Origin of the sequence: Fervidobacterium pennivorans DSM 9078 (assembly GCF_000235405.2) — a bacterium.
Classification (GTDB): Bacteria; Thermotogota; Thermotogae; order Thermotogales; family Fervidobacteriaceae; genus Fervidobacterium; species Fervidobacterium pennivorans.
The window spans coordinates 1856421-1877449 of record NC_017095.1 but is presented as its reverse complement, the minus strand read 5'-3'; the positions used below and the strand labels follow the sequence as shown (position 1 = coordinate 1877449).

At 39.6% G+C, this 21029-nt stretch carries 16 protein-coding genes; 7 read left to right on the top strand and 9 right to left on the bottom strand.

From position 1 onward, the window contains the following. Nucleotides 1-217 precede the first annotated feature (217 nt). Nucleotides 218-2695, top strand: a complete 2478-nt coding sequence (locus FERPE_RS08865; protein WP_014452288.1) for a glycogen/starch/alpha-glucan phosphorylase — start codon at nucleotides 218-220, stop codon at nucleotides 2693-2695. 87 nt (nucleotides 2696-2782) lie between these two features. Here the strand turns inward: FERPE_RS08865 and FERPE_RS08860 are convergent, their stop codons facing one another. Continuing rightward, a complete protein-coding gene (locus FERPE_RS08860) occupies nucleotides 2783-3421 on the bottom strand; it encodes a peroxiredoxin (protein ID WP_014452287.1) in 639 nt (212 codons plus the stop codon). Nucleotides 3422-3624: 203 nt separating this feature from the next. After that, nucleotides 3625-5256, bottom strand: coding sequence for a phosphoenolpyruvate carboxykinase (ATP) (locus FERPE_RS08855; protein WP_014452286.1), 1632 nt, complete (start codon nucleotides 5254-5256; stop codon nucleotides 3625-3627). A 307-nt stretch (nucleotides 5257-5563) separates the two neighbouring features. On the opposite strand from FERPE_RS08855, the gene FERPE_RS08850 reads away from it, so the two are divergent. From FERPE_RS08850 to infB, 3 genes are read left to right on the top strand one after another with little or no spacing between them, the layout of a single operon-like run. Then, nucleotides 5564-6058 (top strand): MarR family winged helix-turn-helix transcriptional regulator, encoded by a 495-nt coding sequence (locus tag FERPE_RS08850; protein WP_014452285.1) that lies wholly within the window; start codon nucleotides 5564-5566, stop codon nucleotides 6056-6058. Next, nucleotides 6049-7050, top strand: a complete 1002-nt coding sequence (locus FERPE_RS08845) for an NAD-dependent epimerase/dehydratase family protein (protein ID WP_014452284.1) — start codon at nucleotides 6049-6051, stop codon at nucleotides 7048-7050. The genes FERPE_RS08850 and FERPE_RS08845 overlap by 10 nt, the downstream gene beginning before the upstream one ends. A 21-nt stretch (nucleotides 7051-7071) precedes the next feature. Further along, complete coding sequence (infB, locus tag FERPE_RS08840) at nucleotides 7072-9126, top strand: translation initiation factor IF-2 (protein ID WP_014452283.1); 2055 nt, start codon at nucleotides 7072-7074, stop codon at nucleotides 9124-9126. A gap of 154 nt (nucleotides 9127-9280) precedes the next feature. Here infB and FERPE_RS08835 read toward each other — a convergent pair whose 3' ends face one another. From FERPE_RS08835 to FERPE_RS08805, 7 genes are read right to left on the bottom strand one after another with little or no spacing between them, the layout of a single operon-like run. Beyond that, a complete protein-coding gene (locus tag FERPE_RS08835; RefSeq protein WP_064012556.1) occupies nucleotides 9281-10285 on the bottom strand; it encodes a sensor histidine kinase in 1005 nt (334 codons plus the stop codon). Further along, nucleotides 10266-10961 (bottom strand): response regulator transcription factor, encoded by a 696-nt coding sequence (locus FERPE_RS08830; RefSeq protein ID WP_014452281.1) that lies wholly within the window; start codon nucleotides 10959-10961, stop codon nucleotides 10266-10268. The genes FERPE_RS08835 and FERPE_RS08830 overlap by 20 nt, the downstream gene beginning before the upstream one ends. After that, entirely contained in the window at nucleotides 10958-11605 is a 648-nt protein-coding gene (phoU, locus tag FERPE_RS08825; protein ID WP_014452280.1) for a phosphate signaling complex protein PhoU, read from the bottom strand. Before phoU ends, FERPE_RS08830 begins: the two co-directional genes overlap by 4 nt. A 39-nt stretch (nucleotides 11606-11644) precedes the next feature. Next, nucleotides 11645-12403, bottom strand: coding sequence for a phosphate ABC transporter ATP-binding protein PstB (gene pstB, locus FERPE_RS08820; RefSeq protein ID WP_014452279.1), 759 nt, complete (start codon nucleotides 12401-12403; stop codon nucleotides 11645-11647). After that, nucleotides 12400-13230, bottom strand: a complete 831-nt coding sequence (gene pstA, locus FERPE_RS08815) for a phosphate ABC transporter permease PstA (protein ID WP_014452278.1) — start codon at nucleotides 13228-13230, stop codon at nucleotides 12400-12402. Before pstA ends, pstB begins: the two co-directional genes overlap by 4 nt. Next, complete coding sequence (locus FERPE_RS08810; protein ID WP_014452277.1) at nucleotides 13227-14090, bottom strand: PstC family ABC transporter permease; 864 nt, start codon at nucleotides 14088-14090, stop codon at nucleotides 13227-13229. Before FERPE_RS08810 ends, pstA begins: the two co-directional genes overlap by 4 nt. A 55-nt stretch (nucleotides 14091-14145) precedes the next feature. Then, nucleotides 14146-14973 (bottom strand): phosphate ABC transporter substrate-binding protein, encoded by an 828-nt coding sequence (locus FERPE_RS08805; protein ID WP_014452276.1) that lies wholly within the window; start codon nucleotides 14971-14973, stop codon nucleotides 14146-14148. A 244-nt stretch (nucleotides 14974-15217) separates the two neighbouring features. On the opposite strand from FERPE_RS08805, the gene pulA reads away from it, so the two are divergent. The 3 genes from pulA (at nucleotide 15218) to ileS (ending at nucleotide 21020) form a co-directional block, all read left to right on the top strand. Next, complete coding sequence (pulA, locus tag FERPE_RS08800; protein WP_041263510.1) at nucleotides 15218-17749, top strand: type I pullulanase; 2532 nt, start codon at nucleotides 15218-15220, stop codon at nucleotides 17747-17749. A 75-nt stretch (nucleotides 17750-17824) separates the two neighbouring features. Continuing rightward, complete coding sequence (locus FERPE_RS08795; RefSeq protein ID WP_014452274.1) at nucleotides 17825-18184, top strand: response regulator; 360 nt, start codon at nucleotides 17825-17827, stop codon at nucleotides 18182-18184. Nucleotides 18185-18281: 97 nt separating this feature from the next. Continuing rightward, nucleotides 18282-21020, top strand: coding sequence for an isoleucine--tRNA ligase (gene ileS / locus FERPE_RS08790; RefSeq protein ID WP_014452273.1), 2739 nt, complete (start codon nucleotides 18282-18284; stop codon nucleotides 21018-21020). Nucleotides 21021-21029: the final 9 nt, after the last annotated feature.

The following is a 21029-nucleotide window of genomic DNA, read 5'->3' as shown; positions in this document are numbered from 1 at the left end:
ATCTGAGGTTTTATAAGATTAAAGAAGATTATTGATGTAAAGTGAAATATCATCAAGTATTTGGTTATTTATAGCCTTAATTTGACTTTTTCAAGTTTTTGGTGTAAACTTTATCCTGGTCTTTCGCTTTTTTTAGAACCTGAATTGGAACCGGTTCAAAAAAGCTTTAGAGAAAGCGGGGAAAATAAAGAACGTTACTGAAGAGGGGTGCAAAACTGTGCCAAGAACAGCGAAGTCAAAACATATAAATGGCAAGTTCTTAGAAATTCCCAAACAGTTTGAATACCATCTCAACCATACACTTGCAGAACACAAAGAACATTCCACATTTCTTCAAAAATTCTTAGCCATATCCTATTCTATTAGGGATTTAGTAGCGGAAAAGTGGTTGAATACTGAAGAAGTAATACTAAAGAGAAAAGACCTGCGAATTGTAAATTACCTTTCGATGGAGTTCCTCATTGGAAGGCTTTTGTACAACAACATACTCAACTTGCAAGTTGAAGATGAGGTAAAAGAATTGCTTGCTTCATATGGTCTTTCGCTCAACGAAATTGCTATACTCGAAGAAGACGCAGCTCTTGGTAATGGAGGACTTGGTAGACTTGCAGCATGTTTTCTCGATTCATTAGCAACACTTGGTTATCTTTCTTTTGGTTACACAATAAGGTATCAGTACGGATTATTCAAACAAGAAATCGAAAACGGATTCCAAAAAGAATTACCAGATGACTGGCAAAAGAACGGTTATCCTTGGGAATTTCCTAAACCAGAAGAAGCGGTGACCGTAAAATTCTTTGGAAGAAGCGAAAGCTACATAGATGAGAAAGGACACCTGAAATTCAGATGGGTCGACACATACGATGTTTTAGCTGTTCCTTACGATATATACATAACAGGCTACAACAGTGATATCGTTTCTGTACTCAGGCTGTGGCAACCAAGAGCTATAAATGAATTTAATTTCGCAGAATTTGAAAAGGGTAACTACGAAAAAGCCTTGTATGAGAAAAATCTTGCTGAAACGTTATCAAAAGTATTGTACCCAAATGATGCATTCTTCCAAGGTAGGGAGCTAAGATTAAAACAAGAATACTTCTTTGTAAGCGCAGCCATACAAGACATCATTAGAAGACATAAACGAAGGTTTGGTAACGATTTGAGCAACCTTTCACAGTCAGAGGTTATCCAACTCAACGACACGCACCCGACACTAGCTATTCCAGAATTGATGCGTATACTCCTTGATGAAGAAGGATACAGCTGGGAAGAAGCTTGGGAAATAGTCAAGAACACAATAGCATACACAAACCACACCGTAATGCCCGAAGCTCTGGAAAAATGGGAAGCTCCGTTACTCCAAAATATGTTGCCAAGGCATTATCAGATTATTGAGGAAATCAACGCAAGGTTTTTGAAAGATGTCAGTGAAAAATTCAATGGAGATTTGCAGAAAATAATTAATATGTCTGTTTTCGAAGAGGGGAACATAAAGAAAGTCAGAATGGCTAACCTTTGCTCAATTGCCTCATTCTCCATAAATGGTGTTTCAGAACTGCATACAGAAATACTTAAAAGAACTGTGCTAAAAGATTTCTACGAGATGTATCCGGAAAAATTCAACAACAAGACAAATGGTGTAACACAGAGAAGATGGTTGCTTGAATGTAATCCACCCCTAGCAAAACTCATAACCGAATCAATAGGCGATAAATGGATTGTGGACTTGTATGAACTTAGAAAGCTTGAAGCTTTTCTTGATGATTCTGAGTTCTTAGAAAAACTTGACCAAGCAAAGATGTGGAATAAAGAAAGACTTGCAAAATACGTGCAAGACAAACTCAGTGTTACATTGGACCCAGCCTCGCTTTTTGATATTCAAGTAAAAAGAATTCACGAATACAAAAGACAACTTTTGAACATACTGCATATAATACATCTTTACAACGAAATCAAAGAAGGGAAACACTTGAAAGTTCCGAGAACGTTTATCTTTGCAGGTAAAGCTGCACCAGGATACAGGATGGCGAAGTTGATAATCAAACTTATCAACAGCGTTGCAGACGTTGTGAACAATGACCCTGTTGTTAGCAAACAGTTAAAAGTGGTATTCATACCAAATTACAATGTTTCTGCCGCACAAATAATAATCCCAGCTGCTAATGTGAGCGAGCAGATATCAACAGCTGGCTTTGAAGCATCAGGAACCGGAAATATGAAATTCATGTTAAACGGCGCACTGACCGTAGGAACTCTTGATGGTGCTAATGTGGAGATGCTTGAAGAAGTTGGGGCGGAAAACATATTTATCTTTGGTCTGAAAGCGGAAGAGATAGAAGAAGCAAGAAGAAAAGGTATCTACAACCCGTTCGGTATATATCTGGAAAACGAAAAAATACGAAGAGTTCTTGATATGATTAGAAACGGTTACTTCAACAAAGACAATCCAGAACTTTTTGTAGATATATATGAAAACCTGCTTTACGGTAAGTTTGCACCTATGCCAGACCAATACTTTGTATTAGCAGACTTCGAAGCATACGAACAAACACACAAAAAGGTCGAAGAACTATTTTTAAACAAGGCAGAATGGAACAAAAAATCGCTACTCAACATAGCAAGAAGTGGGAAATTTTCAAGTGATAGGACTATCGAAGAATATGTAAGAGATATTTGGAAAACCAAAAAAGTGTAAAAGTGTAAAGTGTTAGACAAAAAACGAGAGTAAAGAAGAAGAAGCGGGGAGGTTACATCCCCGCTTCTTTTTTTTGTATTGAGTTGATTACTTAAGTTTCTTGTGGCAGAACCACCAATCGTAACAGTCGTATTCTTGAGGTCTTTTCGCGGCTGTTTGACAATCAGTTGCAGGTGGGATAATAACCTCATCACCTATCAATTCGTTATTTGGCCAATTTGCTGGAAGTGCAACACCATGTTCATCGTTCACCTGCAATCCCTTAACCATTCTCAAAATCTCGTCCATGTTTCTTCCAAGCTCCTGTGGGTAGTAAAGCATAGCCCTCAGAATACCCTTCGGGTCGATTATGAAGACAGCTCTAACCGTGTTCGTGCCCTTCCCAGGATGAATCATACCGAAGAGTTCAGAAATCTGACCTCTGTCATCTGCAATTATCGGGAACTGAATTTCAATACCGAGTTTCTCCTTTATCCACTGCACCCACTTAATGTGTGAGAAAACCTGGTCAATGCTCAATCCTATAAGCTCCGTGTTGAGTTTCTTGAACTCTTCATACCTTTTCTGGAAGGCTACAAATTCCGTTGTACAAACTGGTGTAAAGTCTGCTGGATGGCTGAAAAGCACAACCCACTTACCCTCGTAGTCTTTCGGGAAGTTTATTACACCATGCGTAGTTTTTGCCGTAAATTCTGGAACCTTATCACCTATAAGTGGAAAACCCATAAAAACACCTCCTTCGCAAACTTTTTGATAATACTTTTTCACTTCTTCACTTTCTCAATATCCGGAAAGTTTTCTTCTTCAAAATCATTTATATCAATTCCTATTTTATACTAAGTCTAAAAATTATCAATTTCAATAATGTTACTCTTCGGTAAATAAAAGATTACCATACTTATCCTTCGTTACTTGATACAATTGATACTTTATAGATAAGCAATCAAGCTTTGGATAGAAAGCTTGCACTCCTCTGGGAGCTTGTCGTAACCTTGGTTTTCGACATCTTTGTTCTTCAAAAATTCCAATCTTTTTTCGAACGAAATTTTTAGTAATTCTCTGTATTCGTAATCGGAAGTTCTTACTTCAAAGCCGGGTATCTCTAATATTTTCAAGCCACCGAACCAGTCAACGAAGTTAGCTTTTCGCTCGACTATGAGTTCTAAAATTTCTAGAGTCAGCTCCTTTGGAACCTTTTTATTCAAATAAAATCCCGTGTTGATTATATAGCATTCTACACCTTTTTCAAAAAGTACCTTGAACTTTTCATAGTCTTCAGATAGTGGATAAGTCCTAAACGGGTTGGCATAGGGTTCAAAGACAAGTGCTTCAGGGTCAACACCCGGAAGTAGTTTCTCAGCGGATGTTCGTTTGGTTGCAAGAGTTGCTCCCATCGTTGAAGCAAGAACGGGATCTTCTATCCTTACAATTGGTGGGAGCACAGGGTCTTTCATTATCCAGAAAATGGCGTTAACAGGTTCTTCTATCTTGTCAACCCTGTTGGGTGACCAAAGCTTTGATTTTATCGCTCTTCCATTGCCATTTCTGATGTCTTCCATAACTGGTACAATTCTTCCTTGCTCGTCAACTGTTGCACCACAATTTTGGATTGTCAGTAAATATTTGTTATCGTCACTTGTTAACGGATAATCAGAAGTTTTATCGAAGTACGAAGGTTCCAATGCTATTGATGAAAGGTCTTCAAGATTTATCACCAATGCATCATCGTGAACAATTGTGATTTTGTATTTTCCATTGTGTTTGGCGTGCGTTAGTGTGGATTTCCCTGAACCTGACAACCCGAAGAATGCTGCAACGTATTTTTTCCCATCGAACTCATATTTTTTCAAGCCCCCATGGCAAGCAACGTAACCTTGTCTATTCCCAACAGACCACCCAAGTGTAAGCGTACCCTTCTTAAACTCACCAAAATACCTTAGTCCTAAAAGCGCGGCGCAGTTGTTTTTTGGGTCAAAGAGAGCAAGTCCACCGGGAAAATCAGGGTGGGACCAATCAGGGTCTGTGAAGATATAAATATCCGGCTCATTTAAAAATTTAGACCTTTCATACATAGCAGCATACTCTGGCGTTAGGTCTTGGAAATTCAAAAGCCAGTTATACACCGTATTCTCAAAACCTTCGGGTATAAGTATGTGGTTTTTAACCATAAAGTCTTCGTGTAATCCTGTGTAACTAATAGCATGATACATCTTTCTGTAACGCGTTCCATAAACTGCTTCTCTGAGTACTTCTGCAAGTGCATCCTCGTTAACCCCTGGCATCCCTATAATCTTCCTCGCACCAGCAAACCTACCTACGGTTGCACCATCGTTGAACAAAAGAATACGAGTTCCTTCATCTAAGTTCAACAATTCTGGTTTGTAGACAGGCAAATCGGTGACTATGGTCCCTGGCGATTTTATAGCTTTCTTGTATGCCTCTCGTCGCGATGTTAAAAGCTCTACGTTGTTACCGTAAAACGCAGCTTCAATGGTTGACCTAATCTTAGAAAAATTTGTCTTGTTTACCTCCGACCACTGCCACCTTCCCTTGGTCGACATCAAAAAGCCCTCCCCTCTGAAATACTTAAGGTCGCAAAGTTAGGTTTCTATGAAGCATATCAATTTTAGTACTCTTTTTGTGAAACTATAAACATTGCATACTCAAAGATTCGAAAGATAAAACGAGCATACCAAAACTTTTGCAATCTAAACAAAGCTATCACATATTTTCGTTCTAAGAATAGACTAACCAACGATAGTAACGCATGCATTTGTCAAAAATAGTTAAAAAATTAAACGATTTAAAAAATAAACGGTCTAAATATATGGGCAATAGATTACAAGGTAACTAAGGAGGTGAGGGATAGTGGAGTTTAAACATTTTGAAGATAACTCTCTTAATCCAGAAAGCATCTTAAGAAATATCGTTGAAATCGTAACTGGAATGGTAAGTCTCATACCCGAGATACCTGAGCTAGAAGGTATGAGCACAACGGAGCTTTATGTCTTTTTATTCTCCGCAACGTCTGATAAAGTCTCCAATGGAACACTATCAAAGCAACTGAATATTTCAAAAGCCGCAGTTAGCATTGCCACAAAATCACTCATCAAAAAAGGGGTGATAAAAACTATTCAATCTGAAGAAGACAGAAGGCATTTTTACATTGTCCTATCTGATGAAGGAAAAAGTCTTTACAAAAAGTTATTGAAAGCGTTTGAAGATATTTTTAACAAGATTCTATCCTTACTTTCGAAAGAAGAACTTTCCAACCTCCAACTCGGCTTTGATGTTATGGTAAGACTCTCAAGAATGCTTAATGAATACAAAATGATTGATAGAGGTGATAAAATATGGTCTTAATCACAGGTGCAACCGGTCATTTAGGAAACGTGTTGGTAAAGAAATTTCTCCAAAAAGGTGAAAAGGTTAGGGTTTTGATTCAGCCAGGTGACACTCTATTTCCACTCCAACTTGTTCCAGTGGAGGTTTTCTATTCAGACGTGCGCTCAGATTTTTCACACGCACTTGAAAATGTTGATGCAATATTCCATCTCGCTTCAGTTATAGCGATAACCCCAGCCAAAAAGAAACTGGTCTATTCGGTAAACGTTGGAGGAACGAAAAATGTTATAAACCTTGCGAAGAAAAAGAAAATACCGTTGATTTACGTAAGCAGTGTTCACGCGTTTGTTGAAGTTGAAAAAGGTAGTTTAATAACCGAAGAAACACCAGTGGATGAAACCCGTGTTGTTGGGGACTATGCAAAATCAAAGGCTATAGCCACCAAAGAAGTTGAAAAGGCATTTTCTGAAGGTCTTGATGGTTTTATCATCTTTCCAACAGGTATATTTGGACCATACGATTACAAATTATCATATTTCTCAAGAGTACTGTTGAAATATAAAACTGGAAAATTGCGTTATACGGTAAATGGTAAATTTGACTTCGTCGATGTGCGAGACGTCGCCGATGCCATTGTTAAACTATACAGCCTGCTTATATCAAATAGCTACAGCAAAATTTCAAAGCAACGTTTCATAGTCTCTGGTAACGACATTGATTTTGCAAAGCTCCCGCAACTATGTGGTCTTAATTCGTTCAAGATACTAGATGACACTTCTGGAGATATACTCAGCGCAATTTCATTGATTGCTAATTTGCTCTTTTCAATACCAACTGAATTTGTTCCTTATGCACTACACACATTGCGTTTGAATTACACATTTTCAAAGGCGAAAATCTCATCTATAATACCATACACCCCCAGAAAAGTTGAAGATTCAATACACGATTTTTTCAATTGGTTAAACGAATTGAACAATCCAAAGAATGTGTGTTATAATATAGTTTGAGTTAAACGGGAGGTGGATTTTTTGGCAAGACTAAGGGTATACGAACTTGCAAAACAACTCGACATGGATACAAAAGAATTGCTCCACGAACTAGAGGAGCTTGGTATTGAAGTAAAGAGCCACATGAGTTTTATCGATGAAGAGACTGTGAATATCCTCCTCGAAATCTACAAGGAAACGCTCGACGAGGAGGAAGATGTAACATTAACTAAAACAAAGGAACCAACAAAGGAAAAAGTAGAGGCGAAAAAGCCTCCCGTTCATATTACAGAAGAAGACCTAAAATTGGACAAATTTGCGGAAAAGATAAAAGTTCCGCAAAATAGAATTATCCAAGATTTCTTCATGAAAGGTGAGGTTCTCAGACCTGGCCAACCAATCTCTGTATCGCTTGCAAAGAAAATTGCAAAGATGTATGATGTTCGCCTCACATTTGAAGAGGAGCAAGGAAAAGAAGAAGTCAAACTGGAAAACCCACTCGATGAATTGAAGAGGCAGTTTGAGATACTTTACCAAGATAAAGAAAAGTTAGTTCCAAGGCCCCCTGTTGTAACTGTGATGGGTCACGTTGACCATGGTAAGACCACACTTTTGGACTATATAAGGAAGACAAGAATAGCAGAAAAAGAAGAGGGTGGAATTACACAAAGTATTGGTGCTTACCAAGTTGTGGTCAATGGTAAGAAGATTACATTCATCGACACTCCCGGACACGAAGTCTTTACAGAAATGCGAGCCAGAGGAGCTCAAGCAACGGATATCGTTGTTCTCGTAGTCGCTGCAGATGACGGTGTTATGCCCCAAACGATAGAAGCTTACAACCATGCAAAATCTGCAAATGTGCCGATTATTGTAGCTATCAATAAGATAGATAAACCAAACGCAAATGTTGAACTCACAAAACAAGATTTGGTAACAAAATTGAACCTCATACCAGAAGAATGGGGTGGAGACACAATCGTTGTCCCCATATCTGCACGAAACGGAACGAATGTTGATACGTTGCTTGAAATGATTCTCCTGGTTGCTGAAATGCAAGATATAAGATGCATACCTGATAAACCTGTAAGGGCTGTAACAATTGAAACACGCCTTGATAAGGGATACGGACCTGTGGCAAATGCGATAGTCAAAGATGGTATACTCAAAGTGGGAGACTACGTTGTAGCTGGAAAGGTTTACGGAAAAGTAAAAGCGCTCATAGATGACAAAGGAAAACGCATAAACCAAGCTGAACCATCGACTCCTGTTATGATAGTTGGTTTCGAAGAACTCCCAGACCCGCACAGTATCATTTACGTTGTTGAATCAAAAGAAAAAGCTGAAGAAATTGTAGAAAAGGTAAGAGAAATCGAAGCACGCGAGTTGAGAAAGAAGAGACAAATAAAACTCGAAGAGATTTTGAAAAAGATGCAAGAAGGCGAAAAGAAGGAACTGAAACTTATTTTGAAAGCAGATACGGTTGGCTCCCTCCAGGCTTTGCAAAATGCTATAGCAAAGCTTAGAACAAACGAAATTGATATAGACATCGTCCACGCTGCAGTAGGTGCAATAAACACAAGTGATGTCATGCTTGCATCAGCTTCGGAAGCCATCATACTTGGTTTTAGAGTAAAAGCCGATTCACAATCTTCGAAATTAGCAGAATCAGAAGGCGTTCAAATAAAAACATACACTATCATCTACAAACTTCTCGAAGACTTAAAAGCAGCTCTTGAAGGTATGCTTGAGCCTGAAGAAGTTGAAGAAAAGACCGGAACAGGTGAGATTAAAAAGGTCTTTAAAATACACAAATATGGAAACGTTGCAGGAGTTCAAGTTTACGATGGATATGTGGACAAGAGCGGATTTGTTAGGATATACAGAAATGGCTCGTTGGTCTTCGAAGGTAAAATAGAAAGCTTAAAACATTACCAACAAGATGTTAACAAAATTAGTGCTCCACAGGAATGTGGTATAAAGTTCCAGAATTTTGATGATATAAAAGAAGGGGACGAGCTGGAATTCTACATAATCAAGAAAGTTCCAAGGAAGTTGACAGCTATTGTCGAAGAACCTAAGGAAGAAAATAACTAAAGCGTTAAACTGATTCAAAAAAGCCACCTTCGCGGTGGCTTTTTATTGTTTATTGAGTTTTAAACTTACTAATATCTTCATCAACCTTTCTAAACGCTTCAAAACAAAAAGCCAGAGGGGTGTTTTCTCTGGCTTATTTTTTAGCATAAAAACACTATTCTGAACGGAGATATACAATAAATTCAGTTCCAATCATGTGTTGAGATTTGACTTCAATTCTGTAATTCGCAATATTTGCTAGGTGTTTAACCACGGCAAGTCCCAGACCCGAGCCCGAAGCCATTTTGACACCCGTTGATGTGCGGTAAAATCTGTTAAATATCTTTGGAATTTCTTCTTCAGGAATCCCAACACCAAAGTCTCGGATAGAAATGTAATCTTCAGTAATTTTGATAATAACCTTTGAATTTTCGAAAGAATACTTAACCGCGTTGGAGACAAGATTTTTCAATATAGTCCTGATTATAAACTCATCAGCCACCAATTTTTCAACATCTATATGCTTTTCAATCTTTATTGATTTTGTTTGGGCGAGCTCTTTTACATCATCTAAAACGGTATCTACTAACCTTCTTACATTAATTGGAACAGGCTTAGGTGTGTAAAGTCCAAGTTGTGCCCTGGTTATATACTCAACCTGTTCGACAATTCTTTTAAGCCTGAGTGCTTGCCTCTCAATTGCGAGTAACTTTTTTAATCTCTCCTCATCATCTTCGTCCTCAATCATCTCAGATACCGTGCTTAGCAAAACTCCGAGCGGGTTTTTGAGCTCGTGGGCTATCAAAACAGACATATTGTCCTTAGCTTCTTGTAGAATTCTTTCTTGAGTAATATCACGAAGAATTAAGGTGGAGAGTTCTTTTACATATGTAATGTGAAAATAGACCCATCCACCTTTTTTACTAGAAAAAACCCTATCCTCAAATTCCAGGGTGTTTCCAAAATTGTCCGAATGTATCGCATCAACAATCAAGGTTCCTTTTTCTAAGATGAGAAGCTCAAACAAATCCAAACCTTCGCATTCTCCAAAAAACTCTTTTGCTCTTTTGTTCGCATACGTAATTTTTGAACCGGTTAAAACAAAAACCGCTTCCTGAACATGGTCCAGAAGCTTTGTCGCTAATTCAGCGTGTGATAATTTATTCTCTGTCGGATTCATCTGATTCAAGGGTTGTGTCCCCTTTCTTTGAGAATTTGTATCCAACTCCACGGACAGTTACTATCCAGTTCTTCCCGAGTTTCTTTCTCAGGCTGTTTATATGAACATCAATTACTCTATCGTAGACTTCGAAATCGTCCTTCCACAACTCCTCCAAGATCTGCTCTCTGGAGAATACCCTATCTGGACGCTGAGCAAGGAGTCTTAAAATTTCAAATTCCTTTGATGTTAGTTCTATTTTCTTACCATCGTAGAAAACTGTGTAATCTTCTGGATATATCTCAAGTTTCCCGTAACGAATGACCTCTTTTAATCCCTTTGTTCTTCTAAAAAACGCCTTCACACGGGCAACAAGTTCCCTTGTGTTGAAGGGTTTACCTACGTAGTCATCCGCACCAAGTTCAATACCTATTATCTTATCCAAATCGGTGTTCTTTGCGGAAATAATGATAATTCCAACTTCTGGGAGTTCAGTCTTGAGCTCTTGGATTTCGTTCAATGCATTGCCATCAGGTAGCATTAAATCGAGCACAATTAGTTCTGGTTCGAACACCTCAATTTTTTTGTACATATCAGATATGCTGTATGCGATTTCAACCTCAAACCCTTCGCTTTTGAGCATCTTGCTTATATTTTCCGCAAGCAACCTTTCATCCTCGACAACAAGAACCCTCATAGTAGGCTTTTTAGCTCCTTTCCTGTTTCTATAAATACTATCTCCTCACATATGTTAGTCAAATGGTCAGCAACACGTTCTAAGTCCCTTGCAAAAAGCACGTTCAAAACCAAAGTGTGAGGTTCGAAACCTTCAACATCGTTTGTAACCTTTCTGTCCAAATCGTCAATAACGTCATCCATACGCCACGTTTCTATGGCAAGTTCAACGTCCCTTCTCGAGAACGCTAGAACCGTCTTCTGAAGCATATTGATAACTTCTCCAAACATTTGCTTTACCAAGGCTGAAGGCTTAAATTCAGGCATGTTGTCCGAAATCCATAATGTTTTCTCTGCGAAGTTGCATGCATGGTCCCCTATTCTTTCAAGATTGTTAGCAAGTTTCATTGCAGCGATTGTATATCTCAAATCTTTTCCGAGAGGTGTAAACCTTGCTATTATATCTATGACAAGGTTTTCAATCTCTCTGTTGAGATCGTCAATTTCATCGTCAAGTTCTAAAATCTTTCTTGCGATTGAGCGGTCCATATTCTCGAATGTCACAGAGGCCATTTCTATCGAATCTGTGACTAACGAAACCATCTTAGAAAGCTCAGCTCTAAGCATAGAAAACTCCTTTTCAAAGTGATGCTTTTCGTCTACCATCTGTATTCCTCCCCTGATAATTATCTATCATTATCCTATTTATCCTATTTTACCACTAAGGAACTGCTGAGTGATTTCATTTTGTGGATTGGTTAACAACTTTGAAGTTATGTTTTGTTCAATTATCTCTCCACGATACATGAAGACAACGTAATCTGAAATCCTCGACGCCTGACCTATATTATGTGTAACAATGACTATAGTGAATTTCTCGGCAAGCTCTTCAATTAAAGCCTCTATTTTCTGCGTAGCAACCGGATCAAGTGCACTTGTGGGTTCATCAAACAATATCACTTCTGGTTCTATTGCTATAGTTCTCGCTATACAAAGTCTTTGTTGTTGTCCACCAGACAGTTTTAAAGCGCTTTTCTCAAGGTCATCTTTAACTTCATCCCACAAAGCCGCCATCTCAAGTGCATTACGCACCCTTTCTTTGAGTTCCTTTTTATCGGTTACACCTATCAATTTCAAGCCGTAGGCAATGTTCTCAAAGATAGACATTGGAAAAGGCGTTGGTTTTTGGAAAACCATCCCTATCCTTCTTCTGAGCGTGTACACATCAACATCTGGGTCGTATATGTTTTTATCGTGAAATAGTATCTCACCTTGCACTTTGAACTCTGGTATCAAGTCATTTATCCTGTTGATGCTTCTGAGCAACGTTGATTTACCGCAACCAGATGGTCCCATTATTGCTGTAATTTTGTTCTTTTGTATTTTCAAATTCGCATCCTTAACAGCGATTTTCTCACCATAATAAGCGTTAAAATTCCTAATTTCAATCACTGTATCCGTCATTTCTTTTCCCTCCTGAACATAAATGCTATTGAGTAGACAAGAATTATAAATAGTATAAGAACAGAAGCTGTTCCTTCTGCCATCCATCGAGCACTACTTCCATATGCGGCGGTCAAGAAATATATGTGAGTTGGCATCGTCATAACTGGAGAAAGAAGACTTTTCGGTAATTGTGTTGCATAGAAAACAGCAGCGGTAAGAATAAGCGGTGCTGTTTCACCAATCACGCGGCCCGCGCTGACAAATGAAACGGTAAGGATGGTGTTTCTAACTGAAGGGACTAACATTTCAAATATTACTTCGCTCTTTCGAGCACCCAAAGCATATGCAGCCTCTCTAAGTTCTCTTGGAATTGCTTGCATCACTTCGTAAACTGATGATGATATAACCGGCAAGACCATCAAAGATAGTGTTAAGGCACCAGCTAAAATGGAAGTTCTCATGTTCATTGTGATACAGAACAACCCCAATCCAAAAAGTCCATAGACAACGGAAGGTATACCACTCAAAATAGTAACTGCGAACTTTATATAGGTCAAATTATATTCCGAAAGCACAATTCCCAACAGCACACCAAGTGGAATCGCTATCGCAAGTGATGTTACGGTTAGTAAGATTGAACCAAGAATGGCTGGAAATATACCCCCATCGGTCATACGTTCCTTTGGGAATTGAGTGAAAAACTCCCACGACCAGTATTTTAACCCCGGCACAAACGCAAGTATGAAAAGAGCAACGATAAGTGAAGAAATAATGTATGTAAGAATTCGTAGGACAAGCCTTGTCTTTCTGTTTTCAACGATACGTGATTTATCTACTTTTTTCATCTTCGGTTCCTCCTTAACAACATAACCGATGTGAGTTCAAATACCGTTGAGAAGATTACAAGTACCAAGCCTGCAAAGAATAACGCGCTGTAATGAATTGAAAATTTAGCAGCTTCCGGCATTTCACTTGCAATAGCTGCTGTCAACGTCTTAAACGGGTCCGTTAGTTTTGTAGGCACCATAGCTGCACCCCCACCAAGGAGCAACACAACAATTGTCTCGCCAACTATCCTGTTCGCCGTTAAAACTATCGCGTTCATAACACCTGGCAGTGTTGCTTTAGTCGTGATCTTCATGTAAGTCTTCAACGGGAGTGCTCCAAGCGCCGCGCTCGCTTCCTCTAGTTCTCTTGGAACACTGTCTAAGGATTCTAATATTAATACGGTACTTATCGGTATTGTCAAAAAGAACAGACCTATTAATGCAAGTAACAAATTCTGGGGAGAATATATACCTATCGCCGGAAAAATGGGACTGAGGTACGTAAGAAAGACAAAAGCAATGATTACAGATGGTATACCTGACAGATACTCGATCAATCTCCTTACAATTGCTTTTTCCTTCTTCGTTGCAAATCCATGTAAATAGATGGCTATGAAATATGCAACAGGAACAACCAATAACGTCCCTAATACAGTTACAATCAAAGAATTTATAATTAGCGCTCTCATTCCATATTCTCCTGGTTCCCAAACGGGATACCATTGGTCAGATAAAAAGAGTTCCGCCCCAACGGAGCGGATAGCTGGAAGCGACTCTTTAACAAGGTAATAGTATATTCCAAAGAGAGCAGCAATCGCTGTGACTGAAGATATTGCCATCAAAGCTTTGCGCGTTTTATCTTTTATTTCTCTACGCACATGGCATCCCCTTTCTTGTTTTTTAGAACCTTCTTTTCAGTATCTGCTACCCTCCTTACTGTCCAAGAGCAGCGATAAACCCTGCTTTTTCAACAAGTTCCTGTCCTTTCTTTGACATAACAAATCTCAAGAATTCTGCAACTGGTCCTTCTTCAGGCCAACCTTTTGTAACATCGATGAAAATGAAGAGTGGACGAGAAAGCGGATACTTCGCAGAAAGTATGTTTTGTTTTGTTGGCATAACTCCGTTTACGGAGACAACTTTTACACTCTGATCTACGTAGCCAACACCAAAGTAAGCTATAGAATACGGAGTTTTGGCAACAGTTTCAAGCTCAGCCATAGACGATTCAAGCATTCTTACCCTTGGAGACATCTTTTCATCACCGAGCACTTTTTCTTTGAAGACTTCGAACGTTCCGGAAGCTGTGTTTCTGGAGAAAGCAACAATATCTCTCGCCGGAAGGTTCGGATCAATCTGGTTCCATCTTGTAATTTTTCCTGTGTAGATATCCTTTATTTGCTGTATGGTAAGGTTCTTGATAGGCAAATCCTTGTGAACAACTATTGCGATACCATCCCAAGCAACAAGAACTGGTGCAAACCACTTTTTCATTTCAAACATCTTTTGAACTTCAGAATCCTTAAACCATCTACTGGAGTTTGCGATGTCCGTTGTTCCGTTAAAAAGTGCTGCAATCCCCGTTGAACTACCTGCCCCCTCAAGTGTAACTTTGATGTCTGGATTCTGTTTGTTGAACTCTTCGACCCACAACTGCGCAATGTCAAGCATCGTGTTCGAACCTTTTATAACCAACGCAGTCGCAAAACCAAAAACCGCAAAAAGTGAAACAAATGCTATCGTTAAAATGAACTTCCTCATACCTTCCACCTCCTGTTTTAAAGTTCGCTTTTATTTTCTCAGAGGTCCATTAAGTAAAATTTTTAATATGTTAAGAATTGTTAAGTTCGATTATTTGAGGTGCTGCTCGTCTCTTTTTTCACTGGAAACATTTCCAAAAATTTGTAGAAAAAAATCTGGGATAATGTATAATACTTTGGGTACAATATAGTTGTTCAAAAACACCAATTTAAGGAGGTGTCAGGGTATGTTTAGAGATTCAAGTATGGGTCTGCTCAAAAAGCTTTCAGTTATTACGCTCATCGTATTCGCATTATCGATAAGCTTTGCGGAAACAGAGCTGATTATCCATTATCACAGGTGGGATGGTAACTACGACGGATGGAACCTTTGGATTTGGTGGGTTGAACCTATTTCAAAAGAAGGTGCAGCTTATCAGTTCACAGAAAAAGATGATTTTGGAGTTGTTGCAAAAGTTAAATTCCCGGAGACATTAACGAAAGTTGGAATAATAGTTAGACTTGGAGAATGGAGAGAAAAAGATGTTGCAATGGATAGATTCATAACAATCAAAGATGGTAAGGCGGAGGTGTGGCTCTTGCAAGGAATAGAACAGATTTACACAACAAAACCAGACACAAGCCCTCGTGTGCTCTTTGCACAGGCTAGGGACCAATACACAATCGAAGCATATTTAACAGGTCAAGTCGACACAACAAAAGTCGGTGCAAAAGTTACGGTAGACGGTCAACCACTCAAAATAGCTCGTGTCGAGAAAGCCAATCCGACGGATATTTCCAGAACAAACCATGTCAAAGTTGTTCTCGCTGAACCTATCAAACTTGAGGATGTTAACAAAGATGTCCAAGTAGAGATAGAAGGGTACAAACCGGCAAGGGTCATCATGATGGAAATTTTGGACAAGATTTATTACGATGGTCCACTCGGATTTGAATACACCCCTGAAAAGACAACGATAAGGGTTTGGTCACCTGTTTCAAAAACTGTTGATGTGCTACTTTACAAAAATTGGGATGATAAAGAACCAACGCAAGTTGTTCCAATGAAATATATAGGCAACGGGGCATGGGAAGCCGTCCTTGAAGGAAACTGGGATGGATGGTTCTACAAAATCAGGTACTTCAGCTATGGAGAATATAGAGAATCAGTTGATTACTTCTCAAAAGCGGTAACGAAGAATTCTGCCAAGAGTGCTATCATTGACTTCAGCAAAACAAATCCAGAGAGCTGGGAAAAAGTCGCACGACCACCACTAGTTGCCCCAGAAGATGCGATAATATACGAAATCCACATCGCAGATATGACCGGACTCGATAATTCTGGCGTCAAGAACAAAGCACTTTACTTGGGACTCACAGAAAAAGGCACAAGAGGTCCTAATGGTGTAACAACTGGTCTTGACCACCTCGTTGAACTCGGGGTTACTCACGTTCATATTCTTCCAATGTTCGATTTCTGGACAGGCGATGAAGCTGATAAAGATTTTGAAAGAAGTTACAACTGGGGTTATGACCCATACCTCTTTACAGTTCCAGAAGGACGCTACTCAACAGACCCAATCAACCCATACACAAGAATTATCGAAGTCAAACAAATGGTTAAAGCACTCCATGAAAATGGTATAAGGGTTATCCTTGATATGGTCTTCCCACATACATGGGGCGTTGGTGTAATGTCTCCATTCGACCAGGCAGTTCCATATTACTTCTACAGAATTGACAAAACAGGTGCATATTTGAACGAAAGTGGCTGTGGTAATGTCATTGCAAGCGAAAGACCGATGATGAGAAAATACATAGTCGACACACTCAAATGGTGGGTCACGGAATACAAAATTGATGGTTTCAGATTTGACCAGATGGGATTAATGGATAAGGTGACAATGCTTGCGATAAAATCAGAACTCTCAAAGATAGAGCCTTCTGTGGTTCTTTACGGTGAACCTTGGGGCGGTTGGGGAGCACCCATTAGATTTGGAAAAGCCGATGTTGGTGGTACAGGTATCGCCGCGTTCAACGATGAATTCAGAGATGCACTCCGTGGTTCTGTTTTCAACGCAACTGTCAAGGGCTTCTTGATGGGCGCTCTTGCCAAAGAAACAGGTGTAAAACGCGGAGTTGCAGGTAGCATCGAATACGACGAAGTAATTCGAAGCTTTGCGAAAGACCCACAGGAAACTATCAACTACGTCGAAGTTCATGATAACCACACCTTGTGGGACAAAAACTACCTGGCAGCACAGGCGGATACAACGGTAAAGTGGACTGAAGAAATGCTCAAAGACGCTCAAAAGCTTGCTGGTGCTATATTGTTGACATCACAAGGTATACCATTCTTGCATGCAGGTCAAGATTTCGCTAGAACAAAGAAATTCGATGAGAACTCTTACAAATCACCAATCTCCATAAACGGACTTGACTACGCTAGAAAAGCCGAGTTTATAGATGTTTTCAATTACTACAAAGGTCTAATCGAACTGAGAAAATCACACATTGCGTTTAGGCAAAGGACCGCCGAGGATATAAGAAAGAAACTGACATTCTTACCAAGTCCAAGAAAGATGGTAGCATTTGTACTTAAAGATGAGAAAGACCCATGGAAGGAAATACTCGTAATCTACAACGGTGACACAAAAGACCAACAATTCACACTTCCGGATGGGACTTGGAACGTCGTTGTTGACAAAGATAACGCAGGAACAAAGGTTCTCTACCAAGTTAGCGGTAAGATAAATATTAAAGCTATATCAGCTATGGTAATGTACAAAGGTAATTAACAGAAACTTGTTATCGATGAGTTGAAATATTAACAATTCATATGGTATAATATCCCCGAGAAAGGGGGTAAGAGTATGCCCAAAAGAATTCTCGTAGTTGAAGATGAACCCAACATGAGATTACTAATAGCCGAAGAATTAATGGACGCTGGTTATGAAGTAGATGAAGCTGAAAATGCTGACGAAGCGCTAAAAAAATTTGGTGAAAAACAGTATGATCTTGTTACTATCGATATCGAGATGCCTGGAAGCATGAACGGATTGGAACTTGCGGGTAAACTGAGAGAAATCAGGCGGGAAACAAAATTGGTTCTATTGACTGCTTACTCTCATTACAAAAGCGATATGGCTTCTTGGGCAGCTGATGCCTACATTGTGAAGTCTGCTGATTTAACTGAATTAAAAGAAGTAATCAGTCGTTTGATTAACATGTGAATGGTGCCCACACCTTTCAAGAAAGGGGTGGGCATCACCCCTTTTTTTCTATTATAAAATAGCTGATAGGATAAAACTGCATTAGGAGGTGCTCAAATTGGACTATAAAGCAACGCTGAACTTACCACAAACAAACTTTCAAATGAAGGCTAACCTTGTGAACAAGGAACCGGAGATGTTGAAATTCTGGGAAGAAAAGGAGATTTACAAAAAGACTTTGGAAACAAGAGCAAATGCACCAACATACCTTCTACACGATGGACCTCCGTACGCAAATGGAGACATCCATCTTGGTACCGCTATGAATAAGATACTGAAAGATTTCGTCACCAGATACAAAACCATGCGCGGTTACAGAGTGCCTTTCGTTCCTGGATGGGATACACACGGATTGCCAATTGAACACAGAGTTACAACATCCTTGGGAGAAGAAGCAAAGAAAAAATCACCAGCCGAAATAAGAAAGCTTTGCAAAGAGTTTGCTCTGAAATACGTAGACATTCAGAGAGAGGAATTCAAACGACTCGGCGTAAAAGGTGACTGGGAACATCCATACATAACACTTGACCCAGATTACGAATACCATATACTCGATGTATTTAAAACGTTGGTGGAAAACGGCAACGTCTATCGTGGTAACAAGCCTGTTTATTGGTGTCCAACGTGTAGAACAGCCCTTGCGGAAGCAGAAATCGAATACCACGACCACGAATCTCCATCAATTTATGTAAAATTCCAAATGGTCGATAAACCAGACACGTATATTGTAATCTGGACCACAACCCCTTGGACTATCCCAGCAAATGTTGCTATCGCGCTCCATCCAGATTACACATATGTCAAAATAAAAGTCGACGAAGAATACTGGATTGTTGCAGAAGGCCTACTTCAAAAGTTCGCGGCAGATGTTGGTATTGACTTTGAAGTTGTTGAAAAATTCGTAGGCAAAGAACTTGAAGGCAAACTTACAAAACACCCACTTTACGACAGAACTTCTGTTGTCGTTCTTGCCGATTACGTAACTCTTGAAGATGGTACCGGTTGTGTCCATACAGCTCCGGGACACGGTGAAGAAGACTATCAAACGGGTTTAAAATACAATCTTCCAGTTCTTTCGCCCGTGGATGACGAAGGTAGATTCACAAAAGAGGCAGGAAAATATGAAGGATTAAAGATATGGGATGCCAACAAAGTTATAGTTGAAGACCTAAAAAACAACGGTTCTTTGATTAAAGCGGGAAAGATTAGCCATAGCTACCCACACTGCTGGCGTTGTAAAGGACCGGTTATGTTCCGTGCCACACCACAATGGTTCATCTCCGTTGATAAAAATAACTTACGAGGTAAAGTGCTCGAGGAGATAAAGAAAGTTAAATGGTATCCTGCTTGGGGTGAAACACGTATCACCGCAATGGTTCAGGAAAGACCTGACTGGACGATTTCACGTCAAAGGGTTTGGGGAGTACCAATTCCAGCGGTAAAATGTAAAGACTGTGGCGAAGTTACACTCGAGCCAAAAGTAATCGAGCACTTTGCAAATATAGTAAAAGAAAAAGGCACAGATGCCTGGTTCGAGCTTGACGTTAACGAACTAATTCCAGCAGATTTCAAATGCCCAGCTTGCGGAAGCAAGAATTTTGAAAAGACACATGATACATTAGATGTTTGGATAGATTCTGGATGTTCATGGGAAGCGGTGATACGCTCCAAAGGTGAGAGGTTCCCAGTTGACCTATACTTAGAAGGTGATGACCAACACAGAGGTTGGTTCCAAAGCTCCATATTCTTATCCACTGCAAAAGCGGGAACTGCACCATTCAAAGCTGTTGTCACGCACGGTTTCATCAAAGATGAACAAGGCAGAAAGATGAGTAAATCTCTCGGAAACGTAATTGATCCAATGGAAATTGTCAACAAGTATGGTGCTGACATATTGAGATTGTGGGTTGCAAGCACGGACTTCTTTGATAACATCAGGGTTGGTAAGAACATAATAGAACAGCAAGTTGAGGTCTACAGAAAGTTGAGAAACACCCTGAGATATTTGCTCAGTAACCTTTATGACTTTACAGAAGCAGACTTGCTACCATACGAAAAACTGCTCCCATTGGACAAATGGGCACTTGGCAGACTTCAAAAATTCATCGAACAGATAACACAATACTACGAAGGATTCGAATACTCCAAAGTCTACAACGCAACTGTCAAATACTGCACCACAGAACTAAGTGCTGTGTATTTAGATATACTCAAAGACAGACTCTACGTCGAGGCAAAAGATTCAATCTACAGAAGGTCTGCTCAAACTGCTCTACACTACATACTTGAAGCACTGATAAAGATTCTTGCACCAATTATTCCATTCACGGCAGAAGAAGCATACCAAGAAAGCCATTTGAAGAGATACGAAAGCGTGCATCTTGAATACTGGCCAGAAGTCAGAAAAGAATTTATCGACGAAGCGCTTCTTGAGGAATTCGATCATTTGCTACTCATAAGGGACGATGTGCTGAAAGCACTGGAAAACGCCAGGGCATCTGATATTATCGGTCATTCACTCGATGCCCATGTAATAATCGAAGCAAAGAACGAAGAATTGAAAAACTTGCTCAGAAAATACGAGTCACTGCTTGAAGAATTCTTCATTGTTTCAAAAGTGACTTTGTCTGAAAACATCTCTGGATTAAACGGTCAGTTTGCAAATGTTTTAGTCCAAAGAGCAGAAGGTCAAAAATGTCAGCGCTGTTGGAAATACCACCCAGATACCGGTAAAGACCTAGAACACCCAGAAACATGTCCTCGCTGTTCAGCCGTGCTTAGAGGGGAAAGGAAATAAGGAAGAAAG